At 60.1% G+C, this 22,732-nt stretch carries 18 protein-coding genes; 11 read left to right on the top strand and 7 right to left on the bottom strand.

Annotated features, from left to right (window positions below; genetic code table 11):
- Nucleotides 1-44 precede the first annotated feature (44 nt).
- Nucleotides 45-818, bottom strand: coding sequence for a class I SAM-dependent methyltransferase (locus PspS49_RS13835; RefSeq protein ID WP_160039794.1), 774 nt, complete (start codon nt 816-818; stop codon nt 45-47).
- A 159-nt stretch (nt 819-977) separates the two neighbouring features.
- Here PspS49_RS13835 and PspS49_RS13830 point away from each other — a divergent pair, with 159 nt between their 5' ends.
- The 3 genes from PspS49_RS13830 to PspS49_RS13820 all read left to right on the top strand — a co-directional run bounded on the left by PspS49_RS13830 (nt 978) and on the right by PspS49_RS13820 (nt 2,812).
- Nucleotides 978-1,505 carry a tetratricopeptide repeat protein gene (locus PspS49_RS13830; protein ID WP_160039792.1) on the top strand — a complete coding sequence of 176 codons (528 nt, stop codon included), beginning with the start codon at nt 978-980 and terminating at the stop codon, nt 1,503-1,505.
- A 111-nt stretch (nt 1,506-1,616) separates the two neighbouring features.
- The gene (locus PspS49_RS13825) at nt 1,617-2,054 is read left to right on the top strand and encodes a sigma-70 family RNA polymerase sigma factor (protein ID WP_238786354.1); all 438 of its coding nucleotides are present in this window, start codon (nt 1,617-1,619) and stop codon (nt 2,052-2,054) included.
- The gene (locus PspS49_RS13820) at nt 2,051-2,812 is read left to right on the top strand and encodes a transcriptional regulator (protein ID WP_160039790.1); all 762 of its coding nucleotides are present in this window, start codon (nt 2,051-2,053) and stop codon (nt 2,810-2,812) included. Before PspS49_RS13825 ends, PspS49_RS13820 begins: the two co-directional genes overlap by 4 nt.
- A gap of 239 nt (nt 2,813-3,051) precedes the next feature.
- Here PspS49_RS13820 and PspS49_RS13815 read toward each other — a convergent pair whose 3' ends face one another.
- The 3 genes from PspS49_RS13815 to PspS49_RS13805 form a co-directional block, all read right to left on the bottom strand.
- A complete protein-coding gene (locus PspS49_RS13815; protein WP_160039788.1) occupies nt 3,052-5,316 on the bottom strand; it encodes a hypothetical protein in 2,265 nt (754 codons plus the stop codon).
- Nucleotides 5,317-5,477: 161 nt separating this feature from the next.
- On the bottom strand, nt 5,478-6,779 hold the full coding sequence (locus PspS49_RS13810) for an ATP-binding protein (RefSeq protein WP_150752088.1): 1,302 nt from the start codon (nt 6,777-6,779) through the stop codon (nt 5,478-5,480).
- Nucleotides 6,780-6,783: 4 nt separating this feature from the next.
- Nucleotides 6,784-7,485 carry a response regulator transcription factor gene (locus tag PspS49_RS13805; RefSeq protein WP_007912171.1) on the bottom strand — a complete coding sequence of 234 codons (702 nt, stop codon included), beginning with the start codon at nt 7,483-7,485 and terminating at the stop codon, nt 6,784-6,786.
- A 266-nt stretch (nt 7,486-7,751) separates the two neighbouring features.
- Here PspS49_RS13805 and PspS49_RS13800 point away from each other — a divergent pair, with 266 nt between their 5' ends.
- Nucleotides 7,752-8,909, top strand: a complete 1,158-nt coding sequence (locus PspS49_RS13800; RefSeq protein ID WP_160039786.1) for an efflux RND transporter periplasmic adaptor subunit — start codon at nt 7,752-7,754, stop codon at nt 8,907-8,909.
- A 15-nt stretch (nt 8,910-8,924) separates the two neighbouring features.
- The gene (locus PspS49_RS13795) at nt 8,925-12,023 is read left to right on the top strand and encodes an efflux RND transporter permease subunit (protein ID WP_150752087.1); all 3,099 of its coding nucleotides are present in this window, start codon (nt 8,925-8,927) and stop codon (nt 12,021-12,023) included.
- 38 nt (nt 12,024-12,061) lie between these two features.
- On the opposite strand, the gene PspS49_RS13790 is transcribed toward PspS49_RS13795, so the two are convergent.
- Nucleotides 12,062-13,003 (bottom strand): transposase, encoded by a 942-nt coding sequence (locus PspS49_RS13790; protein ID WP_108227338.1) that lies wholly within the window; start codon nt 13,001-13,003, stop codon nt 12,062-12,064.
- Between the two features lie 377 nt (nt 13,004-13,380).
- Between PspS49_RS13790 and PspS49_RS13785 the strand changes: the two genes are divergently transcribed.
- The 6 genes from PspS49_RS13785 (at nt 13,381) to PspS49_RS13760 (ending at nt 19,488) form a co-directional block, all read left to right on the top strand.
- On the top strand, nt 13,381-14,022 hold the full coding sequence (locus PspS49_RS13785) for a DUF1345 domain-containing protein (protein WP_034154234.1): 642 nt from the start codon (nt 13,381-13,383) through the stop codon (nt 14,020-14,022).
- A gap of 141 nt (nt 14,023-14,163) precedes the next feature.
- Entirely contained in the window at nt 14,164-15,192 is a 1,029-nt protein-coding gene (locus PspS49_RS13780; protein ID WP_127927227.1) for a LacI family DNA-binding transcriptional regulator, read from the top strand.
- A 151-nt stretch (nt 15,193-15,343) separates the two neighbouring features.
- Nucleotides 15,344-16,126: a TIM barrel protein gene (locus tag PspS49_RS13775; RefSeq protein ID WP_127927225.1), complete on the top strand. Its 783-nt coding sequence runs from the start codon at nt 15,344-15,346 to the stop codon at nt 16,124-16,126.
- A complete protein-coding gene (locus PspS49_RS13770) occupies nt 16,119-17,117 on the top strand; it encodes a sugar kinase (protein ID WP_160039784.1) in 999 nt (332 codons plus the stop codon). Before PspS49_RS13775 ends, PspS49_RS13770 begins: the two co-directional genes overlap by 8 nt.
- Nucleotides 17,118-17,198: 81 nt before the next feature.
- Nucleotides 17,199-18,497, top strand: a complete 1,299-nt coding sequence (locus tag PspS49_RS13765; protein ID WP_160039782.1) for an MFS transporter — start codon at nt 17,199-17,201, stop codon at nt 18,495-18,497.
- 13 nt (nt 18,498-18,510) lie between these two features.
- Nucleotides 18,511-19,488, top strand: a complete 978-nt coding sequence (locus tag PspS49_RS13760; protein ID WP_160039780.1) for a D-glycerate dehydrogenase — start codon at nt 18,511-18,513, stop codon at nt 19,486-19,488.
- Between the two features lie 126 nt (nt 19,489-19,614).
- Here PspS49_RS13760 and PspS49_RS13755 read toward each other — a convergent pair whose 3' ends face one another.
- A complete protein-coding gene (locus PspS49_RS13755) occupies nt 19,615-20,802 on the bottom strand; it encodes an aminotransferase class I/II-fold pyridoxal phosphate-dependent enzyme (RefSeq protein WP_160039778.1) in 1,188 nt (395 codons plus the stop codon).
- 41 nt (nt 20,803-20,843) lie between these two features.
- On the bottom strand, nt 20,844-22,469 hold the full coding sequence (locus tag PspS49_RS13750) for a methyl-accepting chemotaxis protein (protein WP_160039776.1): 1,626 nt from the start codon (nt 22,467-22,469) through the stop codon (nt 20,844-20,846).
- Between the last annotated feature and the right edge of the window lie 263 nt (nt 22,470-22,732).

The following is a 22,732-nucleotide window of genomic DNA, read 5'->3' as shown; positions in this document are numbered from 1 at the left end:
GCTATCGCGAGCAGGCTCACTCCTACACTGGAATGTCGTGGCATTCAGCCCTTTTTTACGGCGACGAACGCGGCGGTTTCGTAAGGCACCGTCACCACGTCCCTGCCGCGTAACCCAGGCTCGGCGGCAATCAGCGCACGAATCTGCTCATCGACCTTTGCCCGCTGCGCCTCCGGCAGTGCGGCGATGAAACTGGTGGAGCGCACGCGGTTGAAGATCACATCTTCCGGTGAGCCGGTATGACCATGATGAAACTGTTCAACCTGCAATTTCTCAAATCCCGGGTGCGGAAACGCTGTGCGCCAGGCGCCGGTGTAATAGCGCGGCGTGTCCCCTTCCAGTGCGTTGACGATGGCATCCAGTTTCGGCACCCAACTGACTGCGGTATCACGCAAGTTCCAGATCAGCCCCAACTTGCCACCCGGCTTGAGTACTCGAGCGATTTCGCTCAGCGCCTCGGTACTGGCGAACCAGTGAAACGCCTGCGCGCAAATCACCACATCCACTGAAGCGTCCGGCAACGGCAGGTCGGTCGCCGTACCGCTCACAGCCAGCACATCGGGCCAGGCGTCAGACAGTTTTTCCAGCATCTGCGCCACCGGTTCAACGGCGATCACTTGCGCCCCCGTCGCCACCAGACGTCCGGTGAACTTGCCGGTGCCGGCGCCCAGATCGATCACCGTTTTATGCCCATCCAGGCCCAGCGTCGCAGTCAACCACTCACTGACCTGCGGCGGATAGTCCGGCCGCCCTTTGACGTAGGTATCGGCGGCGGTTTTGTAGCCGACAGCGGCTGAGTGGTGGACGTGGTCGGTCATGGCAACGCTCCTTACGGCAAAACATCGGATCGACGGCAGACGCTCCCGAGCATAGCGCTTGAATTTACGCTGAACTTGAATAGTCACTGATAAAGCAATGAATAAAAATTCACCCTGTGGTGTTCAAAGTGAAACATAAGCCCCTGTGGAGCCTTGCCCATGACTATCCGTTCCGTTATGTTCGCCGCCCCGTTGCTGCTGGTCGCGGCGATGGCCAGCCAGTTGGCCTTGGCCAATGGTGATGAAGAAGTGCAGAAGCCCGAATGCCCGAAAGGCCAGGTCTGGGACAGCAAAACGCAGAAGTGTGTGATGCAAGTCAGCAAAGCTCTTTCGGATGCCGACCGTACCGATTATGCCTACCGCCTCGCCAAGGCCGGTCGCTACGAAGAAGCCCTGGCGCTGCTCGACACACTGAAGCAACCGAGCACCGCCAAGGCTCTCAACTATCGCGGTTACGCCACGCGCAAACTGGGGCGCACTGACGAGGGCATCGGTTATTACCTGCAATCGGTGAGACTCGATCCGCAGTACGCGCAAGTGCGCGAATACCTCGGTGAGGCCTATGTGATCAAAGGTCGCGTCGATCTGGCGCAGGAGCAGTTGCAGCAGATCCAATCGATTTGCGGCACGTCTTGCGAGGAATACCAGGACCTGGCCGAAGCCATCAACGATTCATCGAAAACCTGAGCACTTATAAGGGCCGCCATCATCGTCAACGATCAGCCATTCAGAGCAGAACTCGGACAGCATCTGGCGCGCTTGTGGCGTTACGGTTTGCTGCTGTCGCGCAATCGGCATGTGGCCGAGGATCTGGTGCAGGCTACCTGTGTGCGGGCGCTGGAACGTTCGGCTCAATATGTGGCCGGCACGCGCATGGATCGCTGGCTGTTGAGTATTCTGCATTCGATCTGGCTCAACGAAGTGCGCGCTCGTCGCGTGCGTCAGGGCGCGGGCCAGGTGGATGCCGATGGCCAACTGGCGTTCGATGGTGAATACGCCGCGCAGACTCACGTGATGGCCGCGCAAGTGATCCGCCGCGTCGATGCGCTCCCCGAAACCCAGCGCGAAACCGTCTATCTGGCCTATGTCGAAGGTTTGTCCTACCGCGAAGTCGCCGAAATCCTGCAAGTGCCGATCGGCACGGTGATGAGCCGTCTGGCCACCGCCCGCCTCAAACTCGCCGAATACCCGCCGTTGCAGGCAGTGCCGAAACCCACCGAAGGAGACCGCTCATGAACACACCTTCGGATGAGCAACTGGTCGCCTACCTCGACGGAGAACTCGAGCAGGAATATCGCCATCAACTCGACAGCGCCATTGCCGAAGACTCGTTGCTCAGTCTGCGCGTGCAATGGCTCAGCCGCAGCAACCTGCCGTACAAGAACGCCTATGACGAACTGGCGCAACAGGCACCGCTGGATCGCCTGCAAGCGCGGCTGGACGCCATTCCAGCGCCGCAGCCTCCGGGCTTCAATCGCCGCTGGTTTATCGGTGGCGCCGCCGCTGCGCTGTTGGCCGGTGGCGTGTTGGCCGACCGGTTATTCCTCGGCTGGCATGCCACGCAATCGAACAACTGGCGCGCACTGGTGGGCGATTACATGGCGCTGTATGTGCCGCAGACGCTCGATCATCTGCCCACCGACGACGCCTCCCAACGAGCGCAACTGCGTACGGTCGATACGCGTCTTGGCCTGAATCTTTCGCCAGCCACTTTGAAGTTGCCGGGCGCCGAATTCAAACGGGCACAAATGCTTGAGTACGACGGCGTGCCCATTGCGCAGATCGTTTATCTGGATGCGAAACACGGGCCACTGGCGCTGTGTGTCACGCGCTCAAACAGCGGCAGTCAGCCGTTGGCCCATGAGCGTCGTCGAGAGATGAACGTGGTGTATTGGACTGAACGTGAGCACGCGTGGATGCTGATCGGACGTAACTCTGCGCCGGAACTGCAACAGCATGCGGGACTGCTGCGCTCACAACTACTGAAAGCGTAAGAAAGCTGCAGACCTTCGCCGTCTCGATATCGCGTACACCGAGCGCAGAAGATGGCGACTGACCCAGCGCTTTCGCGAGCAGGCTCGCTCCCACAATGTTGGTGTCGTACACGAAATTTGTGAAAACCACCTAACCTGTGGGAGCGTGCTTGCCCGCAAACGCGTCGGTCAAGGCGAAAGCCTGGTGCTGATCGGTTACAACCCGCCATCACTGCTGCAAGGCATGGCCCAGAGGCTGATCAGTAATCAACTTTGATGCGGTCCACGGAGAACCAGTCGGCAGTGGGACAGTTGATCCTGATCGATTTGATTGCAGGCGCAGCAAACAGCACACTCATCGGCACGCCGTAGGACGAGCCCAGCTTCTTGCTGCCGAGCAATGTCTTGTCGGCAGAAAAATACTCTACAACGCTGTTCTCGTAGTTGACACTCACCTGCCAGAAGCTGATTCGCGTACAGGCGTTCTTGAGTTCCAACTCAACCACGACCGGTTCTGTGCCGAAGGCATCGCGACCAATGCTCAATACCTGGCCGTCAATCCGCCCCGCAAACGACTCACCGATTTCGTCACGGGGCATGATTGCGCATTCACCGTCGCCTGAGACGAAAGTGAACTGCAGGCTTGCGGTTTCCATCACACCGCCCTTTTTCACGGCTTGCGCCGGGGCAAGGGCGAAATCTTCCAACAGCGTGGCAGGCAGGTTCAGAACCTCGTACTCAACCCTTTGGAACAGCACTGCGTCGCTGTCGTCCTTGTTCCCCGCAAACGCAACCATCAACTCTACCGATAGCATGCTGCCCGGTTTGAACTTCAGCAGCAGTTCTCGAGGAAGGGTATTGTCCAGGCCGGCATTGACTTCGGGCTCCGTCACCGGGGCTTCGCGGGCGATCGGAATTTCATAGGGCAAATTATCGTGCCCGATGCCATACACGCGAAACCAGCGCAATTGCCCGACAGCCATTGCCGGCCAAGGTTTGCAGGTCGCCTGACCGGGGCCAGTAAATGCGCCCAGATCAAGCGTATTACCCAGACTTTGAGGAATATCGGGGCTTGGCAGACGCCTGTCGGCGGGTTCAATGCGCCGCACGATGACATTGCGTACGGCTGACATTCGAGTACCTCCGGCCTGTATCAACTCCCACGACAGCTTCAGCGTTTTACCGTGATTAGCCGCCAGCACCTGCGGTTTGATCAGGAAGTTGGCACGTTGATTGTTGTTGAACCTGACCGGTTGAAAAAGCGGCGAACCAAGCCCTGGAACGCCATCAAGCACAAGCCTGGCCATATCGCCCTTGCGCGCATCCGTAAACTCGACGCGCGCATAGACGCCCTCTGCAAAACCGAACGGATCCAGTTCGTAGCCACTGCCGACCAATGTCGGCGGCGGCAGGTCTGATGTCGCGGCCCCCACAATACTGACGGTGATCGCCTCTGAACGATCCAGTGAAATATCGCCACTCACCCGCGTGAAATAAAAAACTGCCGCGCCACCCGCGGCATCAGCAAAATACTTGTTTGGCACCGGAATCGAGTACATGAATGGTGTGTTCTTCACTGTTTCGGTCAGTGTCAAAGACTCCTCGCTACCCTTCGCATCACGGAAGCGCGCGCGCAATTGGATCTCATCGCCTTTCAACCAGTTGCGAGATACATAAACCTGGGCAGTGGCGGCCCTGCCATCGAGCTTTTGCAGGTCAATGGTATCCGGATCATCTTCGGCGTCGGCGGGATCCTCACTGATAATCGGCGCTTCGAACCAATTGCCCTTGAGGTTGACGTAAAGGAACTGACTCGCCGAGTCTGGACTGTTCGTATCCGGGCCATTGCCCACACAATCGAGCACGGTGTAACTCACACGAAAATCCGGGCTGTCTCCCGCCGCGATAAAGGTTGCCTCATCAATTGTGATCACCAGCGGTTGACCGAGGTCCGCTTCAGCCTGGGTCACGACACGGCTCAACACTACGTCGTTGCAATCGAGCAGCAGCGTATCGAACGCTCTCATCAATGGATAAAACAACGCGACTTCGACCCCCTCGCGGGCTCGCTTGGCATTCACGCCTTCATCGCGAATCGACTGCGCAATCTCCAGCGCCAATTCCGAGTGCCCGTCCTGCTCCGGAAACCGATCCACCAGGCCCGGGCGCTTGCTGTGAAACCAGATCCGCACCGGATATGAGGTTTCCAGCTCGACAGTGGCTCGCTCAAGTCCGTACTCAAGCGTGTTGAGCCCGTCTTGCCAAAGCTTTGCACGCACGTAAAGACTGGCATGCTGATTTTCCTCGCCCGCCATGATGACTTTAGTGGCAACTGCATCACCGTTCAGGCGCAGGACCAGTGTGTCGTCCGCCTGCGCAGTGGGCGGCGGGTCAATGACCACTTTGACGCCTTCGGGGTAGAGATACGTCAGCGCCAGAGGCAATCCCGCCTCGGCAGCCTGAGGAGTAGAAACCGGTTGCTTCATGCCTGGAACCACAGGCTTTTCGAGGGTTGGTGCGGCCATGAGTCAGTCCTTTGGTGTGCAGGTATCCGTGATTGAAAAGGACAAGAAACCTGTCCTTGACATCTGATACCTCCGCACTGGCAGCCGCAACTGTCAGATCTGACAGGTATTTAGCGAAACTGCGACCATTCATCGGATCGCCAGCGCTGGGCAACACTCGATCAGACGAGTGATGGCAACCACAGCCGAAACCGCGCGCCGCCCAACGGCGAAGACTCAACCGTCAACGTGCCGCCCTGCGCCTCCAATGCACGGCGGCTGATCGCCAGGCCCAGGCCAAACCCGCCGGTGGCGCGATCGCGGCTGCGATCCAGTCGATAGAACGGCTCGAAAATTCGCTCCCGCTCATCATCGGGAATACCGATGCCGTCATCATCGACCCAGATCTCACAGCCCTCGGCATTGACCTGCACGCCAATCTGAATGCGCTTTTCGCAATAGCGCATGGCGTTGCGCAGCAGGTTCTGGATCGCCCGCGCAGTCAGGCGTGGATCGAGGGAGAAGCGTTCGAGCTGACCGTGCAGCAACACGTCGATGACGATTTCCGGCGATTCCAGTTCTTCATCAACACTGCCCAGAATGCTGTCGATGAACTCGTCCAGCGACACCTCGACCTGCTCCGGCAATTGCGCCGGGTTCTGCAGACGGCTGTAAGAGAGCAGCTCCAGCACTAACTCATCCAGCTCGCGAATGTGCGCGACCAGCCCCAGCAAGCGCTCGCGACTGGCGCTCGGCAAGTCATCGGACAGCGCCAGCGCCAGGCCAAAATCCAGACGTGTCAGTGGCGTACGCAGTTCATGGGACACGGCGTTGAGCAAATCGCGTTGTTGGTTGAGCAGGTTTTCGATGTCACCGGCCATGGTGTCGAAGACATTGGCGAGACTGCCAATATTGGAACTCTGGGCAATCTTCGTGCGTTCGCTCAAATGGCCTTTACCGAAGCGTTCGGCGGTGCCTTTGAGGCGCTCCAGATCGCGCCAGTGCGGGCGCAGCCACATCAACAGGCAGGCCAGCAACGTCGCGCCGATCAGCACGTTGATGCTCCAGTACAACAGATTGACGTCCATCGGGTCCGGCGGCACGACCATTTGCACGGCGGTGGTGTCATCCAGCGGCGTCACCGCCAGCGTGCGCCAGCCCCAATCGCCAATGCGCACGACGTTTTCCCCACGGCGCAGGCGTTGCTGCTCGATCGCGGTGAACTCGGCATCGTCGATCCGCGCCAGAACGATGTGCAGCGGCTGGAAATCCTTGTCCATCGACGCCGCCAGTGCTGGCCATTGCTCGTGCGGCACGGCGTGAAACTGGCGGGTGATCAGCGATTGCAGGCCGCGCGAATAGTCGAGGTTGTAGGTGACGAAACGCTCGCGAAACGCCATGACCACCAGATCCGGCACCAGATAAATCGCCGCGCTGTAGGAGACGATCGTCACCAGATACAGGCGAAACAGGATGCGAAACATCAGTTCAGCATTCCCACTCGGAACGGCTGAACAGATAGCCCTTGCCCCACACGGTCTTGATCTTGCGCGCTTCGCCGGCGTGGTCGTCGAACTTGCGGCGCAGCTTGGAAATCGCCACGTCCACCGAACGGTCTGTGCCGTTGAATTCGATACCGCGCAGGCGCTGCAGGATCTGGTCGCGGCTCAACACTTCGCCGGCATGGCGGGCCAGGACCACGAGCAGGTTGTACTCGCCGCTGGACAGCTCGACCGGTTGATCGCGCCAGGTCACGGTGCGCTCGGACAGGTCGATGCACAGATTGCCCATGAGGATGCGGTCATTGGCGGTCAGTGGTTCGCCGAGGCTGCTGCGGCGCAACAAGGTACGCACTCGCGCCAGCAACACCCGTGGCTCGCACGGTTTGGTCACGTAATCGTCAGCGCCCATTTCCAGGCCCAGCACCTGATCGTGGCTGTCGTCGCGGGCGGTCAGCATCAGGATCGGCAGCGTCGCTGAATCGGCGCGCAACAAGCGGCAGACTTGCAGGCCATCGAGGCCGGGCAGCATCAGGTCGAGGATCACCAGATCCGGCGGATTGACCCGTGCCCGCTCGCGCACGTGGTCGCCACGGCCGATCACGCTGACGGAATAACCGTTGCGCTCCAGGTAGCTGGAAATCAATTCGGCGAGGGCGGTGTCGTCTTCGACCAGGAGGATGTTGGGCATGGGGTGATCCAGAAAGTGCTGTGGCGACCGATAAGGCCCATTCGCGAGCAGGCTCGCTCCCACACTTGGAATGCGATCCCCTGTGGGAGCGAGCCTGCTCGCGAAAGCTATCTATCTGTCGCAATAAATTTCAAGACCTGAAGGATATACGCCCTCGCCCATCCCTGAGCAAAACCCTTACACAATTTCACACAGCGCCTACAAAGCTTCACCGCTAATCTCGGCGTCTGCCCGTAGGATGCGGGCATCAATATTGGGGGTTGTACATGTCGAACAAACTGCTGGCCGGGCTCGGCCTGATCGCCATGGCGCTGACGCTGAGCGCCTGTGATTCGTCCTCGAAGGCAGAGGATCAGACGCCACAGGCCACGGTGCGCATCGAGACGATCGAAGCGCACCCCCTGACGATCAGCAGCGAACTCAGCGGCCGCATCGCCGCGCCACGCATCGCCGAAGTGCGCGCACGGGTGGCCGGCGTGGTCTTGCAGCGCACCTTCCGCGAAGGCAGCGACGTGAAAAAGGGCGACGTGCTGTTCCGCATCGACCCGGCACCGTTCAAGGCTGACCTCGACAGCGCCGAAGCCGCGCTGCGCAAGGCCGAAGCCAATGCCTTCCAGGCCAAACTGCAAGAGCAGCGCTACGCCCAGTTGATCGACGACAAAGCCATCAGCGGTCAGGACTATGACAACGCACGCGCCAATGCCCGGCAGACCGCCGCTGACGTTGCAGCCAACAAGGCGGCCGTCGAACGGGCGAAACTGAATCTGGGTTATGCCACCGTCACCGCGCCGATTTCCGGCCGTGTCGGTCGTGCACTGGTCACCGAAGGCGCACTGGTCGGGCAAAACGAAACCACGCCGCTGGCACTGATTCAACAGCTAAATCCGATTCACGCCGACCTCACCCAGTCGACCCGTGAACTTAACGAATTGCGCCGTGCGTTTCGTTCCGGTCAGCTGCAGGAAGTCGGCCAGGATCAGGTCAAAGCCACACTGATTCAGGATGACGGCAGCCTGTATCCGCAGCCGGGCAAATTGCTCTTCAGCGACATCACCGTCGACCCGGGCACTGGCCAGATCATTCTGCGCAGCGAATTCCCCAACCCGGATCTCGACTTGCTGCCGGGCAGTTTCATCCGCGTGCGTCTGGAGCAGGCCACGATCCAGAACGGTATTACCGTGCCGCAACGCGCCGTGCAGCGCGACAGCGCCGGCATTGCTCAGGTGCTGACCGTCGACGAGCAAATGCGCGTCGCCGAGCAACCGGTGCAACTGGGCGCGGTGCAGAACAATCGCTGGATCGTCACCGGCGGCCTCAAGCCGGGCGACCGCATCGTCATCGAAGGGCTGCAACATGCCCGTCCCGGCGAAACCGTGCAGATCGACGACACCCCTCTTCCACTTGCCCAGACCTCTGGTCAGTAAGCAGGACGCTTTTCTATGCCGCAGTTCTTTATCGACCGCCCGGTGTTTGCCTGGGTCGTCGCGTTGTTCATCCTGTTGGCCGGTGCGCTGGCCATCCCGCAGTTGCCGGTGGCGCAATACCCCGACGTCGCCCCGCCGCAGATCGAAATCTACGCTGTGTACCCGGGCGCCTCGGCGCAGACCGTCGATGAAAGCGTGGTCAGCCTGATCGAGGAAGAGCTTAACGGCGCCGATCACCTGCTGTACTTCGAATCGCAAAGCAGCCTCGGCAGCGCGACGATCAAAGCCACGTTCCAGCCGGGCACCAACCCGGAACTGGCGCAGGTCGACGTGCAGAACCGCCTCAAGGTGGTCGAGTCGCGCCTGCCGCAGGCAGTGAATCAGCAAGGTTTGCAGGTCGAAAAAGTTTCGTCCGGTTTCCTGTTGCTGATCACCCTGACGTCCAGTGACGGCAAGCTCGATGACGTGGCGCTCAGTGATTATCTGGCGCGCAACGTGATGAACGAGATCAAGCGTCTGGACGGTGTCGGCAAGGCGCAGTTGTATGGCGCCGAACGAGCCATGCGCATCTGGATCGATCCGCAGAAGCTGATCGCGTTCAACCTGACACCGGCTGACGTCAATGAAGCCATCGTCGCGCAGAACGCTCAGGTCTCCGCCGGCAGCATCGGCGACCTGCCCAATCCGTCGAGCCAGGAAATCACTGCGACCATTCTGGTAAAGGGTCAGTTGTCGACGCCGCAAGAGTTCGCCGACATCGTGCTGAAAGCCAATCGCGACGGCTCGACCGTGCGCATCGGTGACGTCGCGCGGGTCGAGATCGGCAGTCAGGAATACCAGTTCGGCACGCGCCTCAACGGCAAGCCGTCCACCGCCGTCGGCGTGCAGCTATCGCCCGGTGCCAATGCGCTGAACACCGCGACGCTGGTGCGGGCGAAGATGGATGAGCTGGCGCGCTACTTCCCGGCGGGCGTGGAATACAAGATCCCGTACGACACCTCGCCATTCGTCAAAGTCTCCATCACCAAAGTGGTTTACACCTTGGGCGAAGCGATGCTGCTGGTGTTTGCGGTGATGTTCCTGTTCCTGCAGAACGTGCGCTACACGCTGATCCCGACGCTAGTGGTGCCGGTGGCCTTGATGGGCACATTCGCGACCATGCTCGCGCTGGGTTTCTCGATCAACGTGCTGACCATGTTCGGCATGGTATTGGCCATCGGCATTCTGGTCGACGACGCGATTGTCGTGGTGGAAAACGTCGAGCGGATCATGGCCACCGAGGGTTTGTCGCCCAAGGAAGCCACGCGCAAAGCGATGACGCAAATCACCGGCGCAATCATCGGCATCACGCTGGTGCTGGTCGCGGTGTTTATTCCGATGGCGTTCATGCAAGGCTCGGTCGGGGTGATTTACCAGCAGTTCTCGCTGTCGATGGCCACGTCGATTCTGTTCTCGGCATTCCTCGCGCTGACCTTGACGCCGGCATTGTGCGCAACATTGCTCAAGCCGATTGCCAAAGGTGAGCATCACGAGAAGTCCGGGTTCTTCGGCTGGTTCAACCGTCGCTTCGAGCACCTGACCGATCGTTATCAAGGCTGGGTCGGCTATGCGCTGAAACGCAGCGGCCGCTACCTGCTGATTTACGTCGTGTTGCTGGTCGGGCTGGGCCTGTGCTTTGCGCGCCTGCCCTCCTCGTTCCTGCCGGTGGAAGATCAGGGTTACACCATCACCGACATTCAACTGCCGCCCGGCGCCACCAAGAATCGGACGGTGGCCGTGGCTGAACAGCTTGAGGCGCACAACGCCGGCGAGCCGGGGATCAGCGACAGTGTGGTGATTCTCGGTTTCAGCTTCTCCGGCAGCGGCCAGAACGCAGCGTTGGCATTTTCGACGCTGAAGGACTGGTCGCAGCGTGGCAGTGATGATTCCGCCAGCTCGATTGCCGATCGCGCCAACATTGCGCTGAGCGAGATCAAGGACGCCATGGCGTTCTCGGTACTGCCACCGCCCGTGGATGGCCTCGGTACGTCCAGCGGTTTCGAGTTCCGCTTGCAGGATCGCGGCGGCCTTGGCCACGCAACACTGATGCAGGCACGCAGCGAACTGCTCGCGGCAGCCGAGAAAAGCCCGGTGCTGATGAACGTGCGCGAAAGCGCGCTGGCCGAAGCGCCGCAAGTGCAACTGATCGTTGACCGTAAACAGGCGAATGCCTTGGGCGTGTCGTTTGCTGATATCGGCAATGTGCTGTCCACTGCCGTCGGCTCCAGCTACATCAACGATTTCCCCAATCAAGGGCGCATGCAGCGCGTTGTCGTGCAAGCCGAAGGTGATCAGCGCAGCCAGGTCGCCGATCTGCTGAAAATGCACGTGCGCAACAACGCCGGGCACATGGTGCCGCTGTCAGCGTTTGTGCAGGCCAACTGGATTCAGGGCCCGGCGCAGTTGACCCGTTACAACGGTTACCCGGCGATCGCGATTTCCGGCGAACCGTCACCGGGGCACAGTACCGGTGAAGCCATGGCGGAAATCGAACGTCTGGTAGCGCAGGGGCCGAAAGGTCTGGGTCAGGAATGGACAGGGCTGTCGTTGCAGGAACGCTTGTCTGGCAACCAGGCGCCGATCCTGCTTGGGCTGTCGTTGCTGGTGGTGTTCCTGTGTCTGGCGGCGCTGTACGAGAGTTGGTCGATTCCGACTTCGGTGTTGCTGGTGGTGCCGCTGGGCGTACTCGGTGCGGTACTGGCGGTGACGTTGCGCGGGATGCCCAACGACGTGTTCTTCAAGGTCGGCCTGATCACCATCATCGGTCTGTCGGCGAAGAACGCGATCCTGATCATCGAGTTCGCCAAAAGCCTGTATGACGAAGGTCACGATCTGATCGATGCGACGTTGCAGGCAGCACGTTTGCGTCTGCGGCCGATTGTGATGACGTCGCTGGCGTTCATTCTCGGTGTGGTGCCACTGGCCATTGCCACCGGCGCCAGCTCGGCGAGCCAGCAAGCGATCGGCACTGGCGTGATTGGCGGCATGATCACCGCGACGCTGGCGGTGATCTTTGTGCCCGTGTTCTTCGTGGTCGTCATGAAACTCGTACAACGCTTCACCAAACCCCGCTGATCTTAATTGTGGGAGATTCTATGGTTGAGGGGAAGCCCTCAACTGACTTTTGTCTGATATTCGCTTTGCCCTTTCAGCAAGGCGAATACCACCCGAGCAAGTTTGCGAGCCAGCATCACCAACGCCTGCGTGGTGCTGAAACCCCGTGCTCTTTGGGCTTCGTAAAACCCTTTCCAGGCTATCGTACGGCTAGCCGACATCGCTGCGTTGTGCAAAAGTCGGCGGGCCTCGGGGTCTCCGCGCTTGGTCAAGCTGCGGCGACCGTCCTTTTGCCCTGATTTCGATACCCGTAAATCCATGCCCAGGAAGGCGATAAACGCATCCGCGTTGCTAAATTCCCCCCGCTGAAACGCCGTGAGCAGGCGCGCTCCGGTCAGAAATCCAATGCCCTCAACTTTCAGGCAACGCTTCAATTGGCCGAGCAAACCGGCTTGTTTGAGCTGATCGTTGATCGTCTTTTCGATCATCGTTTCAAGCCGCTGCATGGATTTTATTTGTTCAGCAAAAGCTGCCTTCAACAGCGGCTCATTCGACCAGCTCTGCACCAGGCCGACCCTTGCCTGGACCAAAGCCGCGCGGCGGCGGAAAAGGCTCAGGAGCTGGCGGTACAGCGGTGATGGCGGGGTCCAGGGGCGCAACTCCTCGGCTTCGTTCTTCAGGTAACGGGCCAGCAACTTGGCGTCCAAGGCGTCGGTTTTGGCGCGGATCTTCACGCCTTCGCGGTAATGTTTGAGTTCATAGCCGCCCACCATGTAAATCGTGCAACCGGCCGCATAGGCCAAATCAGCGAATTCCAGGTGGTAGATGTTGGTTGCCTCAATGGCAATAGACACGGGGCCGAGCAAGGCCTTCAGCCACTGCTTGATGGATGTTTTGGTGTTGGGAATCGCTTCAAGCAGATCGCTATCGGCCTGATAAATCACCAGTTCATTTTTGGCGACATCCACGCCAACGATCGGATTTGATAGAGCGACTGGCATTGCCACAGGATTTCCTCCGGGATAAGGTTTGAGCACTTGAAGGGCTCACCCAGAGGCGCAGGCTTGTTCCTATCGTCGGTCTAGCCAGATGCATTCTTTATCGGCGCTTGGGTGAAAGGAGGAGGGGCGAAATCTCCCACGGTCTGTGCTGCGTCAACAGTCAGAATCGAGCCTTGTCCCTCCTCCTCCCTTCAAGTCCTACCATACAAGCGAGCCTGCTCGCGAAAGCGTCGGTACATTTAACGTCGATGTTGACTGACCGGACGCCTTCGCGAGCAGGCTCGCTCCCACAGGGATTCTGCAAACATCCAGCGCTGTGGTCACACCTGCCATCGCTGGGCTAAGGTGTCTGAACCACCTTGGCCCATCGAGTCCCCATGCGCTTCCTCGCCCGCACCCACCCTCGCCTGTCTGCCGCCGCCCTCCTCGGCCTCGCCACCGGACTCCTCGTCCCCGCCGATTCCATCGTCAGTAAAATCCTCATCGGCTGGAACGCCGGTGTCTGGACCTACCTGATCCTGATGTTCTGGCTGACCGTGCGCGCCAAGGCTCCGGACGTCAAACGCATCGCTGAAGTCGAAGACGAAAATGCCGGGCTGGTGCTGTTCGTGGTCTGCATCGCCGCGCTGGCGAGTCTGGCGACCATCACCTTCGAACTGGCCGGCAGCAAGGACCTGGAAACCACGCGCAAGCTCATGCATTACGGTTTCACCGCGCTGACGGTGATTGGTTCGTGGCTGCTGATCGGGGTGATTTTCTGCGTGCACTACGCGAGGTTGTATTACACCTGGGATGGCAAGGAACCGGCGCTGCGCTTCGCCGAAGGGCTGACCACTCCCAATTATTGGGACTTCCTGTACTTCTCGTTCACCATCGGCGTGGCCGTGCAGACTGCCGATGTCGGCGTGGCCACCCGCGACATCCGCAAAATCGTCTTGGCGCAATCGTTGATCGGCTTCGTGTTCAACACCGCGATTCTGGGCTTTTCGATCAACATCGCTGCCGGTTTGTTCGGCTGACGGAGCCCCGCCCGTCGGCTGCCAGTCGCTGACAGGCGATCATTCACTTGACGGAAGATTTGTTTTTGGTGTTTCCTGAAACCGGTTTCAGCGCTGCTTGCAGACATTGAACCTATAAATCCAATAACAAGGTTTCAGACCGTGAACGACTTCTCCGCCGCCCAGCGCAGCCGCGTGACCATGCTCGACGTCGCCGAACGCGCCGGCGTGTCCAAGGCCAGCGTCTCGCGTTTCATAGGCGATGACCGCGCCCTGCTCTCCGATGCCATTGCCTTGCGCATCGAACATGCCATCAGCGAACTCGGCTACCGCCCCAACCAAATGGCTCGCGGCCTTAAGCGCGGGCGAACGCGCCTGATCGGCATGCTGGTGGCCGATATCCGTAACCCTTATTCGATTGCCGTGATGCACGGGGTGGAAACCGCCTGCCGTGCGCACGGCTACAGCCTGGTGGTGTGCAACACCGATCGCGATGACGAGCAGGAACGCCAGCATCTGGCGCTGTTGCGCTCGTACAACATCGAAGGGCTGATCGTGAACACCCTTGGCCATCACCGTGACGAACTGCATGAACTGCGCCGCGAGATGCCGCTGGTGCTGGTGGACCGCAAGGTCGACGGACTCGACAGCGACATGGTTGGGTTGAACAACCCGCAGGCTGTCGAGATGGCGCTTACGCATCTGCAGCAACGTGGCTATCGGGATCTGGTGTTGGTGACTGAACCGTATGACGGCACCAGTTCGCGGATCGAGCGGGTCAGCAGTTTTCAGGCGCAGATTGCCCAGCGTTCGGATTTGGCTGGGGCGGTACTGGAAACCGGCGATGATCTGCAAAGCCAACTTCGCACCTTTTTAAACACTCCTGGCAACGGTCCGAAAGCGCTGTTTTGCGCCAATGGCGTGGCGGCGTTGGCAGCCACGACGGCATTGCGGGCGATGGGCTCGCGGTTGTTCGAGGATGTCGGGCTGATTGCCCTGGATGATCTGGATTGGTATCCGTTGGTGGGCAGCGGGATTACCGCGCTGGCTCAGCCGACGGCAGAGATAGGCGCGCGGGCGTTTGCGTGTCTGCTCAAGCGCTTGCGTGGGGATGAGGAGGTGGCACGGGTGGTGGATTTTGCGCCGGTGCTGGTTGAGCGTGGATCGACCCTTGAGGTTGGTGGTGTTTGATCTGACGCCTTCGCGAGCAGGCTCGCTCCCACAGGTGACCGCGTTCCAAATGTGGGAGCGAGCCTGCTCGCGAAGGGGCCCGCAAAAACAATACATCACGGTCTGATATTTTTTTGAACAAAAATGAAACCGGTTTCAGAGGTCAATAACAATGAATAAACCCGCCGTTTCCATCAGTCTGTCCAGCTACGGCGCCGAGCTTGTGCGCCAGCGTGGGCAGGATTCTTTTATCGATGTTCTGGCTGCCGCCGGAGCGAACCGCATCGAATGGCGCGAGGAATTGCTGACCCGTGAAGACCCAGCGCAACTGGCTCAGGCCACTCAGGCGCAGGGCCTGCAAAGCATCTATTCCTCGCCCACCGAACTGTGGCTGGCCGGTCAGGCGCAGCCGAACCCCGAGTTGATCACCGCGCTGAAACAGGCCGAAGCGTTCGGTTCAAAATGGCTGAAAGTCTCCCTCGGCTACTTCACCGACAACAATGATCTGCAAGCTTTGGCCGAACGTTTGAAACACAGCCCGGTGCAGTTGCTGGTGGAAAACGACCAGACTTTACAGGGCGGGCGCATCGAGCCATTTCAGCGCTTCTTCGCCGCCGTCGAGCAGCACAACCTGCCGATCAAGATGACCTTCGACATCGGCAACTGGCAGTGGCAGGACCAGTCTGCTGCCAGCGCCGCGCGTTTACTCGGCCGGCATGTCGGCTATGTACATTGCAAAGCGGTGGCCCGTCGCGCCGACGGCAAACTGGTCGCGGTGCCGCCGGCCGTCAGTGACCTGCACCTGTGGGAACAACTGCTGCGGCACATGGCCCAAGGCGTTATGCGCGCGGCCGAATACCCTTTGCAGGGCGATGATCTGGTGCAGTTGACCACCGAGCACGTCGCCGCCCTCGCCCGCCTCGGCCAATCGCGTCTGGAGCCTGCTCATGTCTGAGATCGATATTCTCTCGTTCGGCGAAACCATGGCGATGCTGGTCGCCGAGCAGACCGGTGATCTAGCGGCGGTCGAGCTCTTCCATAAACGCCTCGCCGGGGCTGACAGCAACGTGGCGATCGGGCTGTCGCGTCTGGGTTTCAACGTCGCGTGGCTGAGCCGGGTCGGCAATGATTCGCTCGGGCGCTTTGTGGTCGAGACCTTGATCAAGGAAGGTCTGGATTGCAGCCACGTTGACGTGGATAAACAGCACCCGACCGGTTTCCAGTTCAAATCGCGCAACGACGATGGCAGCGACCCGCAGGTCGAGTATTTCCGACGCGGTTCGGCGGCCAGTCATCTGTCGCCGCAGTCGATCACGGCCAGTTTGCTGAGTGCTCGGCATCTGCACGCCACTGGCATTCCACCGGCGCTCTCGGCTTCGGCGCGGGAGATGTCTTTCGAACTGATGACGCGCATGCGCAATGCCGGGCGTAGCGTGTCGTTCGATCCCAATCTGCGCCCGAGCCTGTGGGCCAGCGAGCGCGAAATGATCACCGAGATCAACCGCCTCGCCGCTCTCGCCCATTGGGTGTTGCCGGGGTTGAGTGAAGGTCGTTTGCTGACTGGTTTCGAAGACCCTGCGGACATTGCTGCGTTTTATCTTGATCAAGGTGCCGAAGCGGTGGCGATCAAGCTTGGCCCGCAAGGCGCCTACTACCGCACGCAACTGGATCAGGGTTTTGTTGCCGGCGTGCCGGTGGCCAATGTGGTCGACACGGTCGGTGCCGGTGACGGTTTTGCGGTGGGGATGATCAGCGCCCTGCTCGAGCATCAGAGTTTTGCCGAGGCAGTGCAGCGGGCGAACTGGATTGGCAGTCGGGCGGTGCAGAGTCGCGGGGATATGGAGGGGTTGCCGACCCGGGCAGAACTTGATCGATCGTTCCCACGCTCCAGCGTGGGAATGCATACCGTGACGCTCCGCGTCACAGAGGACGCGGAGCGTCCTTAGAGGCGTTCCCACGCAGAGCGTGGGAACGAGAAGTTGTTTGAACCTGCTGCGACAAAAACAACAAGCTCAGGAGCAAGACCCATGAAAACCGCAACCCTCGCCACCCGCCGCTGGTGGTACATCATGCCGATCGTGTTCATCACCTACAGCCTGGCGTATCTCGATCGCGCCAACTACGGCTTCGCCGCCGCATCGGGCATGGCCGAAGACCTGATGATCACCCCGGGCCTGTCGTCGCTGCTCGGTGCGCTGTTCTTCCTCGGTTACTTCTTCTTCCAGGTACCCGGTGCGATCTACGCGCAGAAGCACAGCGTGAAGAAGCTGATTTTCGTCAGCCTGATTCTCTGGGGCGGTCTCGCCACGTTGACCGGCGTGGTCTCCAACGCCTATTGGCTGATCGTCATTCGCTTCATGCTCGGCGTGGTCGAAGCCGCTGTCATGCCAGCCATGCTGGTCTATCTGTGCCATTGGTTCACCCGTGCCGAACGCTCGCGGGCCAACACGTTTCTGATTCTCGGCAACCCGGTGACGATGCTGTGGATGTCGGTGGTTTCGGGCTATCTGGTGCAGCATTTCAGTTGGCGCTGGATGTTCATCATCGAAGGCCTGCCAGCCGTGCTGTGGGCATTTATCTGGTGGCGCCTGGCCGATGATCGTCCGTCCGAGGCCAAGTGGCTCAACGACCAGGAAAAGCAGGATCTGGAGAGCGCGCTCGCCGCCGAACAGGTCGGCATCAAAGCGGTGAAAAACTACGCCGAGGCGTTCCGTTCGCCGAAGGTGATCATTCTCGCGCTGCAGTTTTTCTGCTGGAGCATCGGTGTTTACGGCTTTGTGCTGTGGCTGCCGTCGATCCTTAAGGCCGGCGCGCAAATGGACATGATCGAGGCCGGATGGCTGTCGGCGCTGCCGTATCTGGCGGCGGTGATCGGCATGCTCGTGGTGTCGTGGGGTTCGGACAAGTTGCAGAAGCGCAAACGCTTTGTCTGGCCGCCGCTGCTGATCGCGTCCATCGCGTTTTACGGTTCCTATGCACTCGGTGCTGAACATTTCTGGTGGTCGTACTCGCTGCTGGTGATTGCCGGCGCCTGCATGTACGCGCCTTACGGGCCGTTCTTTGCCATCGTCCCGGAGATTCTCCCGGCCAACGTTGCCGGTGGTGCGATGGCGCTGATCAACAGCATGGGCGCGCTCGGTTCGTTCGGCGGCTCGTATCTGGTCGGTTATCTGAACAGCTCCACCGGTTCGCCCGGCGCTTCGTATCTGTTGATGAGTGGCGCGCTGCTGCTGTCCGTGGTGCTGACGATTTTTCTCAAGCCCGGCGCCAGTGATCGCGTCGTCGCCAAAGCCGTTGCCACGCGTGCCGTGCCAGCGCATTCCTGAAGAGACTTCTGCCATGAAAAAACAGGTCGTGTTGTACAAGAAACTTTCGCCTGCGCTGATGGCGCGTTTGCAAGAACAATGCGAGGTGACGCTGATCAACAGCCTCGACGCCGACGGTCTGATGCAACTGCGCGATGCCCTGCCCCGTGCCCATGGTTTGCTCGGTGCCAGCCTGAAGCTGGATGCCGCGTTGCTTGATCTGGCGCCACAACTCGAAGCTATCGCTAGCGTTTCGGTAGGTGTCGATAACTACGACATCGATTACCTCAGTCAGCGCAAGATCCTGCTCAGCAACACCCCGGACGTACTCACCGAAACCACCGCTGACACCGGTTTCGCCTTGATCCTCGCCGCCGCCCGGCGCGTGGTCGAACTGGCGAACATGGTGCGCAGCGGCCAATGGAGTCGCAACATCGGCCCGGCGCATTTCGGCACCGATGTGCATGGCAAGACGCTGGGCATCATCGGCATGGGCCGCATCGGCGAAGCATTGGCGCAGCGCGGGCATTTCGGGTTTGGAATGCCGGTGATCTATCACAGCCAGTCGCGCAAACCGGCGGTCGAGGCGCGATTCGATGCGCAATATCGCAGCCTTGAAGATCTGCTCCAGCAGGCTGATTTCATTTGCCTGACCTTGCCATTGACGGCGCAAACCGAGGGTTTGATTGGCGCCGAGCAGTTCGCGTTGATGCGCCCGGAAAGCATCTTCATCAATATCTCGCGGGGCAAAGTGGTTGATGAAGCGGCGATGATTGATGCGCTGCGTCACCAACGGATTCGGGCGGCGGGGCTGGATGTGTTTGAGCGTGAACCGCTGAATCATGACTCGCCGTTGTTGCAGTTGAATAATGTGGTGGCGACGCCGCACATGGGCTCGGCAACGCATGAAACGCGCGAGGCGATGGCGCGGTGTGCGGTGGAGAATCTGTTGGCGGCGTTGAGTGGGGAGAAACCGGCGAATCTGGTGAATCCATCGGCATGGCAGGGCTGAATTAATCGGTGGCTGTAATGCCGCCTTCGCGAGCAGGCTCGCTCCCACCTGGATCTTCAGTGTTCACAAAACCAATGTGGGAGCGAGCCTGCTCGCGAAGAGGCCATTAAAGGCGCTGCAAATACATCAGGCACTACGCGCCTGCAGAAGCTGCGCCGCACACAAGGCAATCCGCGCACACGCATCGGCCAGTTTCACCCGGTCCAGCACCAGACCAATCCGAATGTGCCCCGCCGCACTCGGCCCGAACGCTTCACCGGCCAGCACCGACACGCCATAACCCTCCAGCAACTGTTCGGCAAACGCCTGGGCACCGAGCCCGGTCTGGCGCACATCGACCATCACGAACATGCCGCCATCCGGGCGAATCGGGTACAACCCCGGACAACCCTGCAAACGCTCGCAGACCAGATCGCGACGCAGGCGATATTCCTCGCGCATTTGCGTCACTTCCGGCAAATCGGTTTCCAATGCTATCTGCGCGGCTTTCTGCACAAAATCCGGCAACCCGAACAACATGCTCAACGACAAATTGACCAAATGCTCGGCCAGCGATTTCGGCCCGATCATCCAGCCGATGCGCCACCCGGTCATGGCGTGGGATTTCGACAGGCTGTTGATGGTCGCCGTGCGTTCGGCCATGCCCGGCAAACTCGCCGGGCTGACGTGCTGACCTTCATAGAGCAGCTCGCTGTAAACCTCGTCGCTGATCAGCCACAAATCATGGCGCACGCACAGTGCCGCCAGTTCTTGCCAGATCAGCAGTGACAGGCTCGCGCCGCTGGGATTGTTCGGACTGTTGAGCAACATGGCGCGGGTTTTCGGCGTGATGCGCGCAGCGACATCGGCCGGGTCGACGCGAAAGCCGTTTTCCGGACGCACCGGCACCGGCACCACCGTTGCGCCGCAAGCGCCAAACACGCCTTCGTAGGTGACATACATCGGTTCGGCGACGATCACTTCATCGCCCGGATCCAGCAAGCATTGCGCCACCGAATACACCGCGCATTGCGCGCCGGGCATGACGATCACATGGTCGGCATCGACCGTTTGCCCGCTGCGCCGACGATGGCGTTCGGCAATCAGCGTGCGCAGTGCCAAACGACCGCGCACTTCGGAATAATGGGTATCGCCGGCCAACAAGCTGTCGATCGCGCCGTGAACAATTGGCAGAGGTGTATCGAAATCCGGATCGCCAATGCTCAGCAGCAGGATATCGACACCCTCGGCGCGCAACTCCAGCGCTCGGTCGTGAATCTGCCAGGCGGCGGCTCCTTCTCCGGCGATTCGTTGGGTCAAGGCTGAATAGCGCATGTACGTCTCCTGATTGCGCGGTCTCCAGCCTTCACCGTATCTCAAATCACGAAACGCGCCACCATCGCATTCAAATCCACCGCCAGACGCGACAATTCGTGGGTCGCGGCGCTGGTCTGGTTGGCCCCGGCGGCCGATTGCGTGGCCAGATCGCGGATGTTGACCAGGTTGCGGTCGACCTCGCGCGAAACCTGCGCCTGTTCTTCCGAGGCGCTGGCAATCACCAGGTTGCGCTCGTTGATTTGGTGGATTGATTGGGTGATCTGCTCCAGCGCTACGCCGGCCGCGCGGGCCATTTCCAGGGTGGATTGGGTGCGCTGGTTGCTTTGCTGCATCGACGAGACCGCTTCGCCGGTGCCGTTCTGGATGCCGGCGACCATTTTTTCGATTTCCTGAGTCGACTGCGCGGTGCGATGGGCCAGCGCGCGCACTTCGTCCGCCACGACCGCGAAACCACGCCCGGCCTCACCGGCGCGTGCGGCTTCAATGGCCGCGTTGAGCGCCAGCAGGTTGGTCTGTTCGGCGATAGCGCGGATCACGTCGAGCACTTTGCCGATGTCACGGCCCTGCGCGGCGAGGCCTTCGATCATCTGCGCGGTGTTCTGCACGTCGTGCGTCATGGTCTGAATCGCGTCGACGGTTTTCACCACTTGATCACGACCTTCGCGAGCGGCGTGGGTCGATTGGTTTGAGGCTTCGGAGGTCGACACAGCGTTGCGCGCGACTTCTTCGACCGCGGCGGTCATCTCGTTGACGGCGGTGGCGGCTTGTTCGATTTCATTGTTCTGCTGCTGCAGGCCACGGGAGGCTTCTTCGGTCACCGCGCTGAGTTCTTCGGCAGCGGCGCCCAGTTGCGTGGCGGAACCGGCGATCTGCTCGATGGTTTTGCGCAGGTTGCTCTGCATGGTGGCCAGCGCCTGCAGCAACTGCGTCGCTTCATCCTTGCCATCGACTTCGATGACTTTGGTGAGGTTGCCGTCAGCAATGGTTTGCGCGGCCTGCACGGCACGGTTCAGCGGGGTGACGATGCTGCGGGTCAGCAGCCACGCCAGTAGCACCGTGGCAATGGCCGCGAAAACGGCGACGATAATGATGCCGGTGATGGCGCTGTCATAATATTGGCCGGCCTGAATCGACGCGGCTTTGGCATCGGCGGCATTGATCGCGATCAATTTGTTGAGCTGCTCGCCCATCTGGTCGGTACCGTCCTTGATCCGCGTGTTGATCAGGGCACGCATCTCGTCGAGTTTGTCCTGGCGCGACAGCTCCATCATCTGGTTCTGCGCTTGCAGGTAGTTGTCCAGCGTGGTCGCGAAGGTCTGGTACAACGCCCGTTCTTCCGGGCCGGCCGGCAGTGCGGCGTAACTGGCCTGCGCGGCGCGAACCTTGTCGACCAGAACGCCGATGCGGGTCTGCGCTTCCTGCAAACCGGCCGCTTCGCGGTTGACCAGCACGCGGAACGACAGAATGCGCAGACGCAGGACGTTTTCTGTCACTACGGCAAGTTGCGTCACGCTGGGAAGTTGCGTCGAATCCATTTCGACAGAGGCCTGACGGATGATCGTCATGCGGTTGACGGCGAACACGCCGAGCACGATCACCAACAGGGCGATAAAGGCAAAACCGAGGAAGGCACGGGGCGCGATATTCAGGTTACGCAGGGACATAGTTGAGCTCTCGAAAGATAGAAACTACGAGCGTCCATGCGTCATCACTGGCCCGTGGGGGCAGGCTCAGTCCGGCGTCACTGTTTTAGGAAGTTATGTGCGCGCCTGTTAGCTGTATCGGCCAGGCTTTAGGAAGATTGCGGGTCAATCGCAACTATTTTTCCGGGTGTTACAGCGATGAAGCACCGTTAATCTCTTTGTGTAGGAGCTGCCGAAGGCTCGGGCCGCGATCGGACGATCTTTTGACCTGAGCTTTTAAAAGC

This window comes from Pseudomonas sp. S49 (assembly GCF_009866785.1).
Classification (GTDB): domain Bacteria; phylum Pseudomonadota; class Gammaproteobacteria; order Pseudomonadales; family Pseudomonadaceae; genus Aquipseudomonas.
Note: the sequence above shows the minus strand (reverse complement) of the source record. Positions and strands in the feature narration are given on the sequence as shown.

Coding starts and splice junctions, on each gene's coding strand:
- PspS49_RS13795 (WP_150752087.1), top strand. CDS start 8,925: ATGCCGCAGTTCTTTATCGACCGCCCGGTGTTTGCCTGGGTCGTCGCG.
- PspS49_RS13805 (WP_007912171.1), bottom strand. CDS start 7,485: ATGCCCAACATCCTCCTGGTCGAAGACGACACCGCCCTCGCCGAATTG.
- PspS49_RS13760 (WP_160039780.1), top strand. CDS start 18,511: ATGAAAAAACAGGTCGTGTTGTACAAGAAACTTTCGCCTGCGCTGATG.
- PspS49_RS13820 (WP_160039790.1), top strand. CDS start 2,051: ATGAACACACCTTCGGATGAGCAACTGGTCGCCTACCTCGACGGAGAA.
- PspS49_RS13835 (WP_160039794.1), bottom strand. CDS start 818: ATGACCGACCACGTCCACCACTCAGCCGCTGTCGGCTACAAAACCGCC.
- PspS49_RS13765 (WP_160039782.1), top strand. CDS start 17,199: ATGAAAACCGCAACCCTCGCCACCCGCCGCTGGTGGTACATCATGCCG.
- PspS49_RS13815 (WP_160039788.1), bottom strand. CDS start 5,316: ATGGCCGCACCAACCCTCGAAAAGCCTGTGGTTCCAGGCATGAAGCAA.
- PspS49_RS13830 (WP_160039792.1), top strand. CDS start 978: ATGACTATCCGTTCCGTTATGTTCGCCGCCCCGTTGCTGCTGGTCGCG.
- PspS49_RS13800 (WP_160039786.1), top strand. CDS start 7,752: ATGTCGAACAAACTGCTGGCCGGGCTCGGCCTGATCGCCATGGCGCTG.
- PspS49_RS13775 (WP_127927225.1), top strand. CDS start 15,344: ATGAATAAACCCGCCGTTTCCATCAGTCTGTCCAGCTACGGCGCCGAG.
- PspS49_RS13755 (WP_160039778.1), bottom strand. CDS start 20,802: ATGCGCTATTCAGCCTTGACCCAACGAATCGCCGGAGAAGGAGCCGCC.
- PspS49_RS13790 (WP_108227338.1), bottom strand. CDS start 13,003: ATGCCAGTCGCTCTATCAAATCCGATCGTTGGCGTGGATGTCGCCAAA.
- PspS49_RS13770 (WP_160039784.1), top strand. CDS start 16,119: ATGTCTGAGATCGATATTCTCTCGTTCGGCGAAACCATGGCGATGCTG.
- PspS49_RS13810 (WP_150752088.1), bottom strand. CDS start 6,779: ATGTTTCGCATCCTGTTTCGCCTGTATCTGGTGACGATCGTCTCCTAC.
- PspS49_RS13750 (WP_160039776.1), bottom strand. CDS start 22,469: ATGTCCCTGCGTAACCTGAATATCGCGCCCCGTGCCTTCCTCGGTTTT.
- PspS49_RS13785 (WP_034154234.1), top strand. CDS start 13,381: ATGCGCTTCCTCGCCCGCACCCACCCTCGCCTGTCTGCCGCCGCCCTC.